Consider the following 15,314-nt stretch of genomic DNA (forward strand, 5'->3'; position numbering starts at 1 on the left):
TCCATCAATAAAAAATGGATCAGCCCATGACTGCAAACGCCCCCGCCGTGCAATGCGACGGCATCGACCCGATACGCGCCGCCGAGATCTCCGCCCGCATCGACCGCCTCCCGGCAGTCGCCACCCTCTGGCGGCTGGTGGCGCTGCTGTCGATTGGTGGTTTTTTCGAACTCTACGACCTGTTCCAGACCGCCTACATCAGCCCCGGCCTGATCCGCGATGGCATCTTCGCCACCGGCAATCAGGGCGTGTTCGGTTTCTCCGATCAGGCTGCGTTCGCCTCAGCGACGTTCCTCGGTTTGTTTCTCGGCGCCAGTCTGCTGAGCCCGATGGCCGATCGGTTCGGTCGGCGGGCGATCTTCACCTTCGCGCTGGTCTGGTACACCGTGGCCACGGTACTGATGGGCGTGCAGAGTTCGGCGTTGGGGATCATCTGCATGCGTTTTCTGGTGGGCATCGGCCTCGGCATCGAACTGGTGACCATCGACGCCTACCTCTCGGAACTGGTGCCCAAGCGCATGCGCAGTTCGGCGTTTGCCTTCGCATTTTTCGTGCAGTTCCTGTCGGTGCCGGCAGTGGCGTTGATATCCTGGTGGCTGGTGCCGCAAGCGCCGTTCGGGGTGTCCGGCTGGCGTTGGGTGGTGTTGGCCAGCGCAGTGTTTGCACTGTTCATCTGGTGGCTGCGCAAACGTCTGCCGGAGTCGCCGCGCTGGCTGGCGCAGCATGGCCGCTTCGATGAGGCGAACCGGATTCTCGATAACATCGAGGCGCGCTGCGAGAAGGATCACCGCAAGCCACTGGATGCACCGGAAGCGGTAGCCGTCGATGTCGAAGGCAAGGGCCGTTTCGCCGATATCTGGCTACCGCCCTATCGCCGCCGCGCGTTGATGCTGATCGTCTTTCACATTTTCCAGGCCATCGGTTTCTTCGGCTTCGGCAACTGGCTGCCGGCGTTGCTTTCCGGTCAGGGCGTCAGCGTCACTCACAGCTTGATGTACGCGTTCATCATCACCCTCGCCTACCCCCTCGGCCCGCTGCTGTTCGTCAAATTCGCCAACCGTTTCGAGAACAAGTGGCAGATCGTCGGCTCGGCCCTCGGCGCCATGACCTTCGGCACCCTGTTCGCGTTGCAGACCAGCGCCTTCGGCCTGATCTTTTGCGGCGTGATGATTACCTTCTGCAACGCCTGGCTGAGCTTCAGTTATCACTCCTATCAGAGCGAGCTGTTCCCCACCAACATCCGCGCCCGGGCGGTGGGCTTCTGCTATTCGTTCAGTCGCTTGTCGACGGTATTCAGCAGCCTGTTGATCGGTCTGTTCCTCGACCACTTCGGCACACCGGGCGTGTTGGCGTTCATCGTCGCCAGCATGCTGATCGTGATGCTGACCATCGGCTATTTCGGCCCCCGCACCCGAAACCTGGCGCTGGAAAACATTGCCCATCGCTGACGGACAACGGTCATCCTCTGCCGCCCACCGGCAAGGGATGACCGCTTTACCTGTTCACGAAAAACGACAAGCCATTGATAAATATTAATTTATTCAACAGGCACGGTAATTGCTGCCTAGGGCTGACAGTCATTACCTACAGGTTCATTCATCATGTTGGTCAGTGCAAAACAACAACAAATCATTCATCTACCCAAGCAGCTGAATGACGATGCAACCGCCACCGCCGCAGCCGGACTGCAAGGCGGCCTGCACGGCGCGATGCTGCAAACCCTGCAAAACCAGGCCCAGGCGCAAACCGCCGAAGCCACCGCCAAGGTGCAGGAATCGGCCACGCAACTGGCGACCCAGCAAGTCAGCGAAGCCACGCGCATCAGCGACAACGTCGACGAGGCGTTCGCCAAGACCCGTGTCGCTCTGCAAACCTCCGATTCTTCGCAGACCAAATCCACGGGCTCATCGGCTATGGATGAGTTCAAGGACTACATGAGCAAAACGCCGGAACAGCGTCTGCGCGACAGTATCCTCCAGGAAATGGGCCTGACCGAGGACGACATCAAAGCCATGCCGCCGGAGAAACAACTGGCAATCGGCAAAGAGATCGCCGAGCGTCTGCAGGACAAGATGAAGCTGGCCGAAGCCGAGAAGCAGAACAAGCAAGACGCCAACTCGGCGAAGATCAGCGACGAGTCGGCTGACAAGTTCCTCGCCTCACTTTAATACCCGTAGACAGTACTCAATCGAGTACTGTCTGCTCTGTTTCCCGGTGTTTGTCTCGCACACCACCTTGACCACTCATCGGAAAGAACGACTTACCTGTCAGATATGACAGTAGCCATCGTCAGATCAGATCCGTTTAATCGAGCTGGTAGCTGCCATGCATCTACACAAAGATTAATGACGCTGAGCAGGAGTTCATCATGAGAAGGGATGGTTTCGTTGGTCATTTAAAAGCAAAGAGTTTCTTCAACAACGTGGAATTGGGAAAGGACTACGATTCGGAGCGTATCGAATTCACCGTTGAGCAGTTCCTTGCCTACGCACCAGTCGGCAATGTGGTCATCGTTTATGGCGTCCCGATCTCGGAGGGCCTCAACACCATCCGGGTGGGGACGGGCCACAATGGCCTCATGACATATCTGGGATACCATTGCGACGGGGAGGTAAGGTTGACAGTTGATCCTACTTTCGCTCATCACACTGCGACTTTCACTGTGTACTATTACGATGGCATAGGCCGGCTCTTGAAGTTAGAGGGAGAGTTTGACGGAACGTATGACCTACTGTAACAAGCATCAAGGGCTCTGAATGTTGCCAGAGCCCTTGATTCTAATCGAGGCTTACTGAACGAGCGGCATTACCATCACTCGCAGACTTAATTAATTTAGCTGCAACGTCTCGTTGAACTGGCTGATCGCATCCACCACATGCCGCGAGCCCTGCTGAATCTCCCGAATCGCATCCCCCGCCTCGTTCGCCAGTTCCACCCCGAGCCCGGTGCGGCTCAGGCTCGACTGCATGCTCGACACTGCGCTCAATGACAACTCGTGGTTCTTGCGCACCACATCAACGATCTCCAGGGTTGCCTGACTGGTCCGCGCCGCGAGGCTGCGCACCTCGTCCGCCACCACGGCAAAACCCCGCCCGTGCTCACCCGCCCGCGCCGCTTCAATGGCGGCGTTGAGCGCCAGCAGGTTGGTCTGATCGGCAATGCCGCGAATGGTCTGAACGATGGTGCCGATGATGTCCGACTGTTTGCTGACCGCATCGATGCTCAGCGCCGCTTCGTTGAGGTCGCGGGAAATGTCCTGAATGATCTGCACCGTTTGCTGCACGACCTGTGAGCCTTTTTGCGCACAGGCGTCATTTTGTACCGAGGTGCTGTGAGCCGATTCCGCAGCAGTCTGTAAGGTAGTCATCTGGTGGGTGATGTCGCTGGCGAACTTCACCACTTTGTACAACCGGCCCTTGGCGTCGAACAGCGGGTTGTAAGAAGCTTCGAGGTAAACGGTCTGCCCGGACTTGTTCTTGCGCTCGAAGCGGTGCGAGTGATATTCGCCGCGATTGAGCGAAGCCCAGAACGCCTTGTATTGCGCGGATTCGGCTTCGACCCGGTGACAGAACAGACTGTGGTGATGGCCGACGATTTCGTTGAGCGAGTACTGCATGGTTTTGAGAAAGTTGTCGTTGGCCGTGATCACATTGCCTTCCGGGGTGAACTCGATCACCGCCATAGAGCGACCGATGGCGGCCAGCATGCTCTCCTCTTCCTTCTCCTTGTTCACTCGCGCGGTGATGTCCGCCGCCACTTTGATCACACTTCGGACCTGTTTGTCCGGGCCATACACCGGCATGTAACTGGCTTCGAGCCAGATCTCCCGACCGCTTTTGTTCAAACGCAGGAAAGTGCCGCTGATGGGTTCGCCCCGGGCCAGGTCACGCCACAATTTGGCGTATTCCTCGCTGCGGTAAAACTCCTCTTCACAAAAGATCCGGTGGTGTTTGCCACGCACTTCATCGGCGCTGTAGCCCATGGTCTTGCAGAAGTTGTCATTGGCATCCAGAACGATGCCCTCGGGGGTGAATTCGATCATTGCCATCGAACGGCTGATCGCCGCCAGCTTGGCGTTGGCTTCGGTCAGGGCACAGCTGAAACGTTCGATTTCCTGCAGATCAGCCTTGTGATGTAGGTTGAACATGTCTCTATCACCTTCCGCGCGTTCTTTTGATTTGATGAAAGTTCAGGTCTTTCAGAATCCACCACTACGTTCCACAGAACAGGCACACGCCTTCCTCCACGGGAGGAAGTTGTCAGGTGATAAACGATGACTAATCAAAGAGTCCATGCAGCGACGCTCTAATCAAGACATCCTTTTCTTGATAGCCCGCAGGCGGGCCATTCCTAACATGCAGAAGAACTTCCATTTAAAAAACAGCTCCTTGTCGGTCAAGTGTCGGTGCCTTGGATTGCGCACTCTGGCAGCTTTGTTCACGGCTAACCGATTGCCGCCGGAGCGCTTTGAATGGCGGTCGACATAGTTAGTTATGAATGAGCATAGACAGCGCAAGGCCTTGCGCAAGGCCACTAGTCGGCCAGTAATGCGGGAGTTCGGACAGGAAGCGGACGAGAAACGGTTCAGCGCAAAAACGTTTTTGCCGGTCGGACGCCATCGCGGGCAAGCCGCGCTCCCACAGGTACCACGCTGGCTTTAACATTGCGCACAACCCTGTGGGAGCGGGCTTGCCCGCGATGGCGTCGGTGCAGCACTACAGAAATATCGGAAAAGAACTACAGACTCCCACTCACCTTGTTCGCCACATCACCCGGCACCCAAGGCTTCCACACTTGCGGTTGATCGCGCAGGAACGCCTCGGCCACCTGCCGTGGCTGCTGGCGCTTTTCGCTCATCCCGGCCAGAGTCTGGTTCAGCAGATCGATCGGCAAGTCGACCTTTTCAAAGAACGTCACCAGCTCCGGATACTGCGCCTTGAACGGCGCCGACACGCCAATCGCCAGGCTCGCCGGCATCGAACGGGTGCCTCTCGGATTGGGGTTGTTGGCATCGGCCAGGGTTTTCCAGGCTTCGGCGTCGAACGGTGGCTCTTCCAGCTTCACCAGTTTGAAGCGACCGAGCAGCGGCGTCGGCGACCAGTAGTAGAACAGCACCGGTTTGCCCCGCTTGATCGACGACGCCACCTCGGCATCCAGCGCCGCGCCGGAGCCGGTGCGGAAGTTGACGTAACTGTCGTTCAACGCATACGCCTTGAGTTTCTGGCTGTTGACGATTTCAGAAGTCCAGCCGGTCGGGCTGTTGAGGAAGCGCCCGCGGCTCGGGTCTTCCGGGTCCTTGAACACATCCTTGTAGCGCGGCAGATCGGCCACGGATTTCAGTTCCGGCGCCAGCGGTTTGATCCCGCGCTCCGGGTCGCCCTTGATCACGTATTCCGGCACCCACCAGCCTTCGGTGGCGCCCTTCACCGTGTCGCCGAGGCCAAACACCTTGCCCTCGGCGGCAGCCTTGACCCACGCGGGACTACGCCCTGCCCACTCTTCGCCGATCACCTGAATGTCGTTTTTCGCCAGCGCCGCCTCCAGGCTGACGGTGCTGCCCGGCAGGGTGTCGGTCGGGTAGCCGTAGCCTTTCTCGACGATCAGGCGCAGCACTTCGGTGATGAAACTGCCGCTTTCCCAGGTGATGTCACCGAAGTGGATCGGCGCGGTTTTTTCCGCTGCCACGGCGTGGCCGGCGGTCAGGGTCAGGGCCAGCAGCGAACTGCCGAGCAGGGTTTTGAGCGATCTCATGCGGACCTCTTGTTCTGGGAGGAAATCAGGGTTTGGTTGGCGCTGTGGCGGTTGCACAAGGCCTGGGAGCGGGTCATGTACAGGCTCACCGAACGTTGGGAGATACCCAGTTCGGCGGCGATTTGCGGGTAGGTCAGGCCGTCGATTCGCGCCAGCAGGAAGGTCGAACGCACCTTGCCCGGCAGGCGCTGGAGCGTCCGGTCCAGGTGCTTGAGGCTCTGCGACAGGTCGGCGAGTTCTTCGGGAGACGGCGGGTGATCGAAGTCACCCTGATGAAGCTGATGCAAATGCCGACGCTCCAGATCACGCCGCCGCCAGCGCTCGTACAGCAGGCGTTGGGCGATGGTGGTGAGCAAGGCGCGGGGTTCACGGATGGCGGTCAGGCCCGGCGATTCGAGCAGTTGCGCGAAGGTTTCGGCGGCGATGTCTTCGGCGGTGGCCGCATCATTCGATTGCCGACGCAGACGTGTGCACAACCACTGGTAATGGTCGCCAAACAACGTGTGCACATGATTGCGATGGGATGAGTCGGCGCCGGACATGGGGGCTCCTTGGTCAAGGGTCGCTGAATGTCCGGTCGTCCGGTGGCGCGATCCTAGCAAGGCGCCTTATGCGTTAAAAATACTTAAAAAGAATTTTTATATTCCATTAGTGAATTACAAGAGACTGCTAGCGCAAGCGGCCATAACCCAGTTCTTCGGCCTCGCGCTGATAATCCAGCAGGACGAGGTAATCACTTTCACTGGCGGGCAGGACTTCGGGCAAACCGAGGATGCGGGCCACATCGGGCAGGTCTTGAAGGCTGCGATTCATCGCCCGGCGCAGGTGTTCAATCTGTTCGTCCGTCGTGCTGGCAGCGGTGATGAAGGGCAAGGTCGGGCTGAACGCACTGCGTGCCACCACCCGCAAGCCGCTGACCTCTGCGGCGGCGTATTGCGCCAGATACGCAAAGGTCACGCTGTCGATGGCCGCCAGATCGGCGCGGTCTTCGCGCAACCAGCGCAGGCTTTCGCGATGCCCGCCACTGATGCCCACAGAGGCGAAAAACTGACCGTCCCGAAGCAGCGGCGCCAAACGCTGACGCAACAGGTTCATGCCGCTGTTGGAGTCCTCGCTGTTGATCACCCCGCGACTGTCGAAGAACTCCGCCAGATTGCGGCGCGGATCCTCGGCCCGGGCGAGGATCAGGCTGCAATGGTTGCCGGCGCTGGCGTCGGGCAATTCGTAACGCGGACGACCGACAATCCTGACCTGCCCACGCAGCGCGGTCATCAGCGGGTAGCCGCAGGTCTGGGTCAGCAACAAATCAGGCGAGCGCCAAAGTTCAAGCAACGACAAGCCGTCGGCATCGAGCCGCGAACGGCCGAGGTGTTCGAGAATCCGCGCCAGCCACTGCTCGTTCGCCGCGCGAATCGGCTCGGGTGCGATGTACATCAACAGTTCTGCGTAACCTGACGTCATGGTCGCCTCAAATAAACGGATGCTGCGGGCTGTCGATCGGCTTGATGCCGTGCCGGCGCCACAGTTGCCCATAACCTTGCACCAGAAACCCGCCGCTGCGCGCCACCCACTGTTCCCGGCGCATGCGGTAGGCCTCGGGCAAGTCGTACCACGAAAGCTTCGGCAAGTCGTGGTGCACCAGATGGAAATTCAGGTTCAGGAACAGCCAGCGCCACGGCCATCCGGCTTCGTTGAGCACCGTGCGCTGCTCCGGTTGCGTGTGCGGTCGGTGTTCATAGTAGGAGCGAACCATCGCGATCGACAGCGCCGGCACGCTGATCAAAAACAGGTAATGCCACACCGGCAATACGCTGTAGCGGGCGATGAAAAAAAGCATCAGCACGGTCAGGGCGCCGTGGGTCAACCACATCAGCCAGGCCTGGCGCTCGCCGCTTTTCAGACGTTGCAGTTCTTCACCGGCCAGCGCCAGCAACGCCAGCGGCGCGCCAAGAATGAATCGGCCCAATACGGTTTTGTTCAGCCAGTGCAGGCTGCGTTCGAACAACGAACGGCCCTGCCAGCGCTCGGCACTCAAGTAACGGCTTTCGGGATCGACGCCGGGAATCGTCAGGTCTTCATCGCGATGGTGCTGCAAATGGCTGTCGCGATAGAGCGTGTAGGGATACCACACCGCGAATGGCGCATAGCCGAGGATTTTGTTGACGAAGGTCCAGCGCGTCGGATGACCGTGGAGCAATTCGTGCTGCACCGACAGCCACAGCACCAGTAACGGAATCAGCAGCAGCGTGCTCCACCAGACGCCGAGCCATTCGCTGCCCAGCACAATCGCGAACCAGCCACCATATACGCCAATCAGCAGCAGCCAGGTCGGCCACTCGGTGCGGGCGGTGAAGCGCTGGCACAGGGTTTCGATCTGTAGGCGATGGGCATCGTCGAAATAGTGGGGCATGGCGTGGCTCGGAACGAGGGTCTGATCGTTCTGTGCAACACCAACGGGAAATCTTGCAGATTATTTTTGCGGGCTGTTTTCAAGGGCAAGACAGGAGCCCGGATCCGGGCTCCCGAACGGCGTGATCAATGGCCAAAGATGTCGACTTTTTTCGCCCTCTTCTCGTGGCGTTTTTCGATGGCGGTCTTGGCCGGTTTCTTCTTCGCGGCTTTCTTCGAATCCATACCTTTGGACATGATGCGTACTCCACTCAGAGGGGATGTGAGATCAGGTATACACCTATCCCGGCGGGCACGTTGTTTTATAATCCGCAGCTTTTGCACCGGCAGTCCGATTCATGACCGACATCCGTTACAGCCAGCTCGACGACCTCTCCTGGCCGTTGATGAACAAGTTCTACCGCCAGCATCAATCGTCGATGAAAGCCGTGCGCGAGGCGCAATTGTGGGTGGCGCGGCGGGAGGAAATCGTGGCGGCGCTGTGCCTGCGGCCGGTGTTCGGCGGACATTGGTTGACCGGGTTGTTCGTCGATCCGGCCTGCCGTGAGCAAGGCATTGCCGCACAGCTGATTGCCGAAGCGGTGAAGGACGTCGAGGGGCCGGTGTGGTTGTTCTGCCACCCGGACTTGCGCGGATTCTACGAGCGGCGCGGCTTCACCTTCGACCCCGCCCTGCCCCAGGCCATGGCCGAACGCTTGAGCCGGTATGCGCGGAGCAAGCCGATGATTGCCATGGAACTGGCACCGCGCGCGGGCTAGTCAGTCGTCAGCGTTGGGATCGAGATCCGGAAACATCACTTCGGTAAAACCGAACTTGCTGAAATCGGTAATGCGCGACGGGTACAGCCGCCCGATCAGGTGATCGCATTCATGCTGTACCACCCGCGCATGGAACCCTGAGGCCTCCCGCGAGATCGGCCCACCCTTGGGGTCGACGCCTTCGTAAAGGATCCGCTGGTATCGATCCACCGCGCCCCGCAGGCCCGGCACCGACAGGCAGCCTTCGAAGCCCTCTTCCATCAGCGGACTGAGCGGCGTGATCAGCGGGTTGATCAGGATCGTCTGCGGCACTGCTTCGGCGTCCGGATAACGCTCGCTGTGCTCGAAACCGAAGATCACCAGTTGCAGATCGACACCGATCTGCGGCGCGGCGAGACCGACGCCGCCGACGCTTTCCATGGTCTGGAACATGTCGTCGATCAATTGCCACAGCTCGGGACTGTCGAGCATTTCGGCGGGCACTGGCGGGGCGATGCGCAACAGGCGGTCATCGCCCATCTTCAGGATTTCACGGATCATGATCAGGCTTCGTCAGTGTTCGGCTTGAGCGAGTGATCGCGCCCGAGGCCGGAAACGTGTTGTTTGGGATGTTCATCGAGTTCGCCGGGGACTTTCTCGCCCGAATCCTTGCCCTCGCTGGACATGTGTTCGATCACCGCATTCATCTCCGCACCGAGCAACAACACGGCGGCGGAAATGTAGAAATACAGCAACAGCACGATGATTGCACCGATGCTGCCATACATGGCGTTGTAGTTGGCGAACGTCTTGACGTAGAACGCGAAGCCCAGGGACGCGATGATCCACACCACCACCGCCAGCACCGAGCCCGGCGTGATGAAGCGGAATTCCTGTTTGACGTCGGGCATCACGTAGTAGATCAGCGCCACGGCCACCATCATCAGGATCACGATCACCGGCCAGCGGGCGATGGTCCACAGGGTGACGATGACTTCTTCGAGCCCGACCTGCGCGGCGATCCAGCCCATCACCTGCGGGCCGAGCACCATCAGCGCTGCGGCCACCAGCAACATGCCGGCAATGCCGACGGTGTAGATGATCGACAGCGGAAAGCGCTTCCACAGGGGCCGCCCCTCGACCACGTCGTAGGCGGCGTTCATCGCGCTCATCATCAGGCGCACGCCGGCAGACGCGGTGTACAGGGCGATGACGATACCCACCGAAAGCAGGCCGCCCTTGGATTGCTGCAGTTGATCGATCACCGGGTTGACCTGCTCCAGCGCCTGGGGCGGCAACACCAGCTCCGATTGCAGGCGCAGCCAGGAGAAGAAGTCCGGCAGGTGCAGGAAACCGATCAGGGCAATCAGAAACAGAATGAACGGGAACAGCGAGAACAGCATCTGGTAGGCCAGTGCCGAGGCATAGGTCGACATCTCGTCGTCGACGAATTCGGTGACCGTGCGCACCATCACCCGGTGCAGGGGCAGACCTTTCATGTCGGGGAAAATCATTCGCGTCTCCTTTCGCCGCAAAACAGGTTGAAGTCGTGGCGACTCAGGGGCCGTTTTTCTCTCATCAAAGTAGCTTACTTGGCGACTTTGAAACACTGTGTTCCTTGACCGCATGTGAGCGGGATACGAAAACGGCCATCCTTGGATGGCCGCTTCGCTGTTTCGTTCAAGGCCTGATCAGGCCTTGTCGACGCCTTTCTTGACCGCGTCCTTGGCTTTGCCCACCGCTTGCTGGGCCTCGCCTTTCTTCTCTTGCACTTTGCCTTCGGCCTGCAGTTTGGTGTTATCGGTGGCTTTACCGACACCTTGCTTGACGTTGCCGACCGCTTCGTTGGCCATGCCTTTCACTTTATCGCTCGTGCTACCCATGGTGATTCTCCTTGGAACATTAACGGGGAAAGTCAGTACGTAATGATTGACTGACCCGGTTTGCGCCAAGTTTCATTTATTTTCAGGGCTTCATTTCGTCGCGGTGTGCAGGTTGGGCTTTATGTTTACGAGCGTACCCCCGAGAATGCCCATCAAAAGGGCGCCAGGCGCCACAGAACCGACCCCGCAGGAATGTTATGAAACTCGATAAAAAGCAGGCCATCGCCCGTCGCAACCAGGAATTGGGCGGTGCCGTGCTCGGCACCAACAACTGCCACTTCGCCGAACTGAACCGTAACCGCAACATCTGGTGGTTCGACCTGCCGGTGTCGCGCCTGGCGATCGGTCAGTACGAGTGGATCCACCTGTTGATGCACACCCCGGCCACCGACGAACTGCTGCACCTGAAAGTGCCGACCGTGTTCCTGCGCGAGAAACTCGAAGGCCTGGTGATCCGCAACGAAGGCAAACGCAAGGCGGCCCTGAGCCTGGAACTGAGCGCCGACAAGGACTCGTACCTGCAGGACATGCGCCCGGCGGGCACCAACGTGAACTTCGCGCCGTTCCGCCAGTAGCAGAAAAAGCTTCGCGAGCAAGCCCGCTCCCACATTCGCCTGTATTCCAATTGGAGGAACGCGGTTGAATGTGGGAGCGGGCTTGCTCGCGAAAGCGACCTCACAGTCACTACAAATCTACAACCTGCACTAACAAAAAGCCCCGCATCTGCGGGCTTCCTGTTTTACGCGGCGTTCTTCGCCTTGATCTTCTTCAGCTCTTCGTCACGCAGTTCGCGACGCAGGATCTTGCCGACGTTGGTGGTCGGCAACGCATCGCGGAACTCCACGGAACGCGGCACCTTGTAGCCGGTGACGTTGGCGCGCATGTGCTCCATCACCTGTTCCTTGGTCAGGGTGACACCCGGTTTGGCGACGATGAAGATCTTGATCGCCTCGCCGGATTTTTCGTCCGGAACGCCGATGGCTGCGCACTGCAACACGCCCGGCAGGGCCGCCAGCACGTCTTCCAGTTCGTTCGGATACACGTTGAAACCGGACACCAGAATCATGTCTTTCTTGCGATCGACGATGCGCATGTAGCCGTCCGGCTGGATCAGCGCGATGTCACCGGTCTTCAGCCAGCCTTCGCTGTCGAGCATTTCATCGGTGGCTTCCTGACGCTGCCAGTAGCCTTTCATCACTTGCGGGCCCTTGACGCACAGCTCGCCGATTTCGCCCAGCGGCTGCTCGACACCGGCGTCGTCAATGACTTTGCACAGGGTCGACGGCACCGGAATGCCGATGGTGCCGATCTGGATGTTCTGGATCGGGTTGACCGTGGCCACCGGGCTGGTTTCGGTCATGCCGTAACCTTCGCAGATCGGGCAACCGGTGACCGCTTTCCAGCGCTCGGCTGCGGCCAGTTGCAGGGCCATGCCGCCGGACAGGGTGACTTTCAGCGCCGAGAAATCCAGCTTGCGGAAACCTTCGTTGTTGCACAGGGCCACGAACAGCGTGTTGAGGCCGACGAAGCCGCTGAACTTCCACTTCGAGAGTTCCTTGACCATCGCCGGCAGGTCGCGCGGGTTGCTGATCAGGATGTTGTGGTTGCCGATCAGCATCATCGCCATGCAATGAAAGGTGAACGCATAGATGTGGTACAGCGGCAGTGGCGTGATCAGGATCTCGCAACCTTCATTAAGGTTGGAGCCCATCAGCGCCTTGCACTGCAGCATGTTGGCGACGAGGTTGCGATGGGTGAGCATCGCGCCCTTGGCCACGCCGGTGGTGCCGCCGGTGTATTGCAGCACCGCGACGTCGCCGCTGTCCGGGTTGGCTTCTGCCACCGGCTGGCCCTGGCCCTTGCTCAGCACGTCGTTGAACTTGACGGCTTTTGGCAGGTGATAGGCTGGAACCATTTTCTTCACGTACTTGATGACGCTGTTGATCAGCAGGCGCTTGATCGGCGGCAGCAGGTCGGCGACTTCGGTGACGATGACGTGTTTGACGCCGGTTTTCGGCACCACGGCTTCGGCCAGGTGCGCCATGTTCGCCAGGCACACCAGCGCCTTGGCACCGGAGTCGTTGAATTGGTGTTCCATTTCCCGCGCGGTGTACAGCGGGTTGGTGTTGACCACGATCAGCCCGGCACGGATGGCACCGAAGACGGCGACCGGGTACTGCAGCACGTTGGGCAGTTGCACGGCGATTCGATCACCGGGCTGCAAATCGGTATGCTGTTGCAGATAAGCGGCAAACGCACCGGACAATTCGTACAGTTCACCGTAGGTGATGGTCTTGCCCAGGTTGCTGAACGCCGGTTTGTCGGCGAAGCGTTGGCAGGATTGCTTCAACACTGCCTGAATATTCGGGTACTCGTCTGGATTGATGTCGGCAGCAATTCCAGCGGGGTACTTATCCTTCCAAAAGTCTTCGATCATGGAAGCCCACTCCTCAGCAACGCGAATTCAGCACCGCATTTGATGCGATTATTATTGGTGTTTGTTTATTGGTGAGTCTGGCTTTTTACAAGGCCGAGAAGTCACAAAGCGCGCCGAGAGTAGCAGCTTTGCCAAGGGTCGACTAGAGCCAAAAGCGGCCCCTACAGTCATTTTCATGACTCAAGAACTACTGGCAGTCATTTTAGAGCAAAAATCCTATAACACCTTGAAAGTCCCGGTTTTCGGGGGCTTGAAACAAAAAAATCGCGAGCGGGCTCGCTTCCACAGGTTCACTGATGATCCTGTGGGAGCGAGCCCGCTCGCGATAGAGTGAAGCGCAATTCTTTTATGCGATATCGCGTAACTCTCTGCGCAGAATTTTCCCGACAGGCGTCATCGGCAACGACTCACGCAGCACGATGTGTTTTGGCACCTTGTAAGCGGTGAAATTTTCTTTGCAGTAGGCCTTCAGCTCTTCCAGGCTGACTCCAGTTTCCCGCGCCACCACAAACAGCTTCACCGCCTCGCCGGAACGCTCGTCCGGCACGCCGATCACTGCGCAGTTGGCAACTTTCGGGTGGGCCATCACCACGTCTTCGATTTCGTTCGGATACACGTTGAAACCGGAGACGATGATCATGTCTTTCTTGCGGTCGACGATGCGCACGAAACCGTCCGGGTCGATGACTGCAATGTCGCCGGACTTGAACCAGCCCTCGGCATCCAGCACTTCGGCGGTGGCCTCGGGTTTGTTCCAGTAGCCCTTCATGATCTGCGGGCCCTTGATGCACAACTCGCCGCGCTCGCCCAGCGGCTGCTCGACGCCGTCGTCGTTGATGACTTTCAACAAAGTGCCCGGCACCGGCAGACCGACCGTGCCGATCCGCGACAGCTCGCCGTACGGGTTGGTGCAGGCCACCGGCGAGGTTTCGGTCAGGCCGTAACCTTCGGTAATCCGGCAACCGGTGATCTGCTCCCAACGCTCGGCGGTGGCCTTGACCAGCGCGGTGCCGCCGGAGTTGGTGAGCTTGAGGGTGGAGAAATCCAGGGTCTTGAAGTCCGGGTGGTCCATCAGCGCGACAAACAGCGTGTTGAGCCCCAGCAGCGCCGAGAATTTCCAGTTCTTCAGCTCCTTGATGAAGCCGCCGATGTCCCGCGGGTTGGTAATCAGAACGTTGTGGTTGCCCGACACCATCATGCACATGCAATTCGCGGTGAAGGCATAGATGTGGTACAGCGGCAGCGGCGCAATCATCACCTCCTGCCCTTCGCGCAACAGCGGCTGGCCGTCGCTGCCGAACTGACCAAGGCAGGCGCGCACCTGCTGCATGTTCGCCACCAGATTGCCGTGGGTGAGCATCGCGCCCTTGGCCAGGCCGGTGGTGCCGCCGGTGTATTGCAGGACGGCGATGTCATCCAGGCCGACCTTCAACGGCTTGATGCCCAGGCCCCGCCCCATGCGCAACGCGCTCTTGAAGGAAATCGCCTGGGGCAGCGAATACGCCGGCACCATCTTCTTCACTTTGCTGACCACAGTGTTGACCAGCCAGCCCTTGGCGGTGGGCATCAGGTCGCCCATCTTCGCTTCGATCAGATACTGGATGTCGGTGTCCGGCAGCACTTCCTGGACCTTCTGGCCGAACATGTTCAGGTACACCAGCGCCCGGGCGCCGGAGTCCTTGAACTGGTGACGCATCTCCCGCGCGGTGTACAGCGGGTTGGTGTTGACCACGATCAGCCCGGCGCGCAACGCGCCGAACACGGCAATCGGATAATGCAGGACGTTGGGCATCTGCACCGCGATGCGATCCCCCGGCGCCAGATCGGTGTGGGCTTGCAAATAACCGGCGAACGCGGCGCTCTGGCGCTCAAGCTCGGCGTAGGTCAGGGTCACGCCCATGTTGCTGAACGCCGGGCGATCAGCGAATTTCTTGCAGGAACGCTCGAACACCTCGATCACCGACTTGAACTCACCCGCGTCGATGTCCAGGGGTACGCCCGCCGGGCGTTTGTCATTCCAGAAATCAGGTTGCATTGTTCTTGTCCTCTTTACCTGAGCCGATCCGGGGCCGCTTCGCTGTCATTTCTTTCGGTCCC

Annotated in this window: 15 protein-coding genes and 1 pseudogene; 5 read left to right on the top strand and 11 right to left on the bottom strand. The window is 59.3% G+C overall.

Annotated features, from left to right (window positions below):
• Positions 1–26: 26 nt before the first annotated feature.
• The 3 genes from K3819_RS22385 to K3819_RS22395 all read left to right on the top strand — a co-directional run bounded on the left by K3819_RS22385 (position 27) and on the right by K3819_RS22395 (position 2,737).
• Positions 27–1,448: an MFS transporter gene (locus tag K3819_RS22385; RefSeq protein WP_221397972.1), complete on the top strand. Its 1,422-nt coding sequence runs from the start codon at positions 27–29 to the stop codon at positions 1,446–1,448.
• Between the two features lie 153 nt (positions 1,449–1,601).
• A complete protein-coding gene (locus tag K3819_RS22390; RefSeq protein ID WP_085647327.1) occupies positions 1,602–2,168 on the top strand; it encodes a hypothetical protein in 567 nt (188 codons plus the stop codon).
• Between the two features lie 200 nt (positions 2,169–2,368).
• Complete coding sequence (locus tag K3819_RS22395) at positions 2,369–2,737, top strand: hypothetical protein (protein ID WP_221397973.1); 369 nt, start codon at positions 2,369–2,371, stop codon at positions 2,735–2,737.
• A 90-nt stretch (positions 2,738–2,827) separates the two neighbouring features.
• Here K3819_RS22395 and K3819_RS29770 read toward each other — a convergent pair whose 3' ends face one another.
• The 6 genes and pseudogenes from K3819_RS29770 to K3819_RS22420 all read right to left on the bottom strand — a co-directional run bounded on the left by K3819_RS29770 (position 2,828) and on the right by K3819_RS22420 (position 8,161).
• Positions 2,828–3,367: a methyl-accepting chemotaxis protein gene (locus K3819_RS29770; RefSeq protein WP_371320920.1), complete on the bottom strand. Its 540-nt coding sequence runs from the start codon at positions 3,365–3,367 to the stop codon at positions 2,828–2,830.
• Between the two features lie 57 nt (positions 3,368–3,424).
• Positions 3,425–4,147: pseudogene (locus K3819_RS29775) on the bottom strand (PAS domain-containing protein); the annotation flags it as partial.
• Between the two features lie 590 nt (positions 4,148–4,737).
• Positions 4,738–5,751, bottom strand: coding sequence for an ABC transporter substrate-binding protein (locus K3819_RS22405; protein ID WP_064598898.1), 1,014 nt, complete (start codon positions 5,749–5,751; stop codon positions 4,738–4,740).
• A complete protein-coding gene (locus tag K3819_RS22410; protein ID WP_085647325.1) occupies positions 5,748–6,293 on the bottom strand; it encodes a sigma-70 family RNA polymerase sigma factor in 546 nt (181 codons plus the stop codon). The genes K3819_RS22405 and K3819_RS22410 overlap by 4 nt, the downstream gene beginning before the upstream one ends.
• 127 nt (positions 6,294–6,420) lie before the next feature.
• Complete coding sequence (locus tag K3819_RS22415; RefSeq protein ID WP_221397974.1) at positions 6,421–7,212, bottom strand: phosphate/phosphite/phosphonate ABC transporter substrate-binding protein; 792 nt, start codon at positions 7,210–7,212, stop codon at positions 6,421–6,423.
• A 7-nt stretch (positions 7,213–7,219) separates the two neighbouring features.
• The gene (locus K3819_RS22420) at positions 7,220–8,161 is read right to left on the bottom strand and encodes a fatty acid desaturase (protein WP_221397975.1); all 942 of its coding nucleotides are present in this window, start codon (positions 8,159–8,161) and stop codon (positions 7,220–7,222) included.
• Between the two features lie 337 nt (positions 8,162–8,498).
• On the opposite strand from K3819_RS22420, the gene K3819_RS22425 reads away from it, so the two are divergent.
• The gene (locus K3819_RS22425; protein ID WP_064598907.1) at positions 8,499–8,918 is read left to right on the top strand and encodes a GNAT family N-acetyltransferase; all 420 of its coding nucleotides are present in this window, start codon (positions 8,499–8,501) and stop codon (positions 8,916–8,918) included.
• On the opposite strand, the gene def is transcribed toward K3819_RS22425, so the two are convergent.
• The 3 genes from def to K3819_RS22440 form a co-directional block, all read right to left on the bottom strand.
• Positions 8,919–9,458, bottom strand: a complete 540-nt coding sequence (def, locus tag K3819_RS22430; protein WP_221397976.1) for a peptide deformylase — start codon at positions 9,456–9,458, stop codon at positions 8,919–8,921.
• Positions 9,459–9,460: 2 nt separating this feature from the next.
• The gene (locus K3819_RS22435; protein ID WP_039766115.1) at positions 9,461–10,411 is read right to left on the bottom strand and encodes a YihY/virulence factor BrkB family protein; all 951 of its coding nucleotides are present in this window, start codon (positions 10,409–10,411) and stop codon (positions 9,461–9,463) included.
• A 177-nt stretch (positions 10,412–10,588) separates the two neighbouring features.
• Positions 10,589–10,780, bottom strand: coding sequence for a CsbD family protein (locus K3819_RS22440; protein WP_064598911.1), 192 nt, complete (start codon positions 10,778–10,780; stop codon positions 10,589–10,591).
• Between the two features lie 197 nt (positions 10,781–10,977).
• Here K3819_RS22440 and K3819_RS22445 point away from each other — a divergent pair, with 197 nt between their 5' ends.
• On the top strand, positions 10,978–11,355 hold the full coding sequence (locus tag K3819_RS22445) for a hypothetical protein (RefSeq protein ID WP_007951149.1): 378 nt from the start codon (positions 10,978–10,980) through the stop codon (positions 11,353–11,355).
• Positions 11,356–11,519: 164 nt separating this feature from the next.
• Here K3819_RS22445 and fadD1 read toward each other — a convergent pair whose 3' ends face one another.
• Together fadD1 and fadD2 are read right to left on the bottom strand one after the other, a co-directional pair.
• Positions 11,520–13,217, bottom strand: coding sequence for a long-chain-fatty-acid--CoA ligase FadD1 (gene fadD1, locus K3819_RS22450; RefSeq protein WP_074688296.1), 1,698 nt, complete (start codon positions 13,215–13,217; stop codon positions 11,520–11,522).
• A gap of 346 nt (positions 13,218–13,563) precedes the next feature.
• The gene (gene fadD2 / locus K3819_RS22455) at positions 13,564–15,252 is read right to left on the bottom strand and encodes a long-chain-fatty-acid--CoA ligase FadD2 (protein WP_221397977.1); all 1,689 of its coding nucleotides are present in this window, start codon (positions 15,250–15,252) and stop codon (positions 13,564–13,566) included.
• Positions 15,253–15,314 lie beyond the last annotated feature (62 nt).

The organism is Pseudomonas sp. 3-2 (assembly GCF_019710535.1).
GTDB lineage: Bacteria > Pseudomonadota > Gammaproteobacteria > Pseudomonadales > Pseudomonadaceae > Aquipseudomonas > Aquipseudomonas pharyngis.

Excerpts from the sequence above, each read along its gene's own strand:
- K3819_RS22385 (WP_221397972.1), top strand. The coding sequence starts at position 27 with ATGACTGCAAACGCCCCCGCCGTGCAATGCGACGGCATCGACCCGATA.
- K3819_RS22440 (WP_064598911.1), bottom strand. The coding sequence starts at position 10,780 with ATGGGTAGCACGAGCGATAAAGTGAAAGGCATGGCCAACGAAGCGGTC.
- K3819_RS22425 (WP_064598907.1), top strand. The coding sequence starts at position 8,499 with ATGACCGACATCCGTTACAGCCAGCTCGACGACCTCTCCTGGCCGTTG.
- K3819_RS22415 (WP_221397974.1), bottom strand. The coding sequence starts at position 7,212 with ATGACGTCAGGTTACGCAGAACTGTTGATGTACATCGCACCCGAGCCG.
- fadD1 (WP_074688296.1), bottom strand. The coding sequence starts at position 13,217 with ATGATCGAAGACTTTTGGAAGGATAAGTACCCCGCTGGAATTGCTGCC.
- K3819_RS22390 (WP_085647327.1), top strand. The coding sequence starts at position 1,602 with ATGTTGGTCAGTGCAAAACAACAACAAATCATTCATCTACCCAAGCAG.
- K3819_RS22410 (WP_085647325.1), bottom strand. The coding sequence starts at position 6,293 with ATGTCCGGCGCCGACTCATCCCATCGCAATCATGTGCACACGTTGTTT.
- K3819_RS22420 (WP_221397975.1), bottom strand. The coding sequence starts at position 8,161 with ATGCCCCACTATTTCGACGATGCCCATCGCCTACAGATCGAAACCCTG.
- K3819_RS22405 (WP_064598898.1), bottom strand. The coding sequence starts at position 5,751 with ATGAGATCGCTCAAAACCCTGCTCGGCAGTTCGCTGCTGGCCCTGACC.
- fadD2 (WP_221397977.1), bottom strand. The coding sequence starts at position 15,252 with ATGCAACCTGATTTCTGGAATGACAAACGCCCGGCGGGCGTACCCCTG.
- K3819_RS22445 (WP_007951149.1), top strand. The coding sequence starts at position 10,978 with ATGAAACTCGATAAAAAGCAGGCCATCGCCCGTCGCAACCAGGAATTG.
- K3819_RS22435 (WP_039766115.1), bottom strand. The coding sequence starts at position 10,411 with ATGATTTTCCCCGACATGAAAGGTCTGCCCCTGCACCGGGTGATGGTG.
- def (WP_221397976.1), bottom strand. The coding sequence starts at position 9,458 with ATGATCCGTGAAATCCTGAAGATGGGCGATGACCGCCTGTTGCGCATC.
- K3819_RS29770 (WP_371320920.1), bottom strand. The coding sequence starts at position 3,367 with ATGACTACCTTACAGACTGCTGCGGAATCGGCTCACAGCACCTCGGTA.
- K3819_RS22395 (WP_221397973.1), top strand. The coding sequence starts at position 2,369 with ATGAGAAGGGATGGTTTCGTTGGTCATTTAAAAGCAAAGAGTTTCTTC.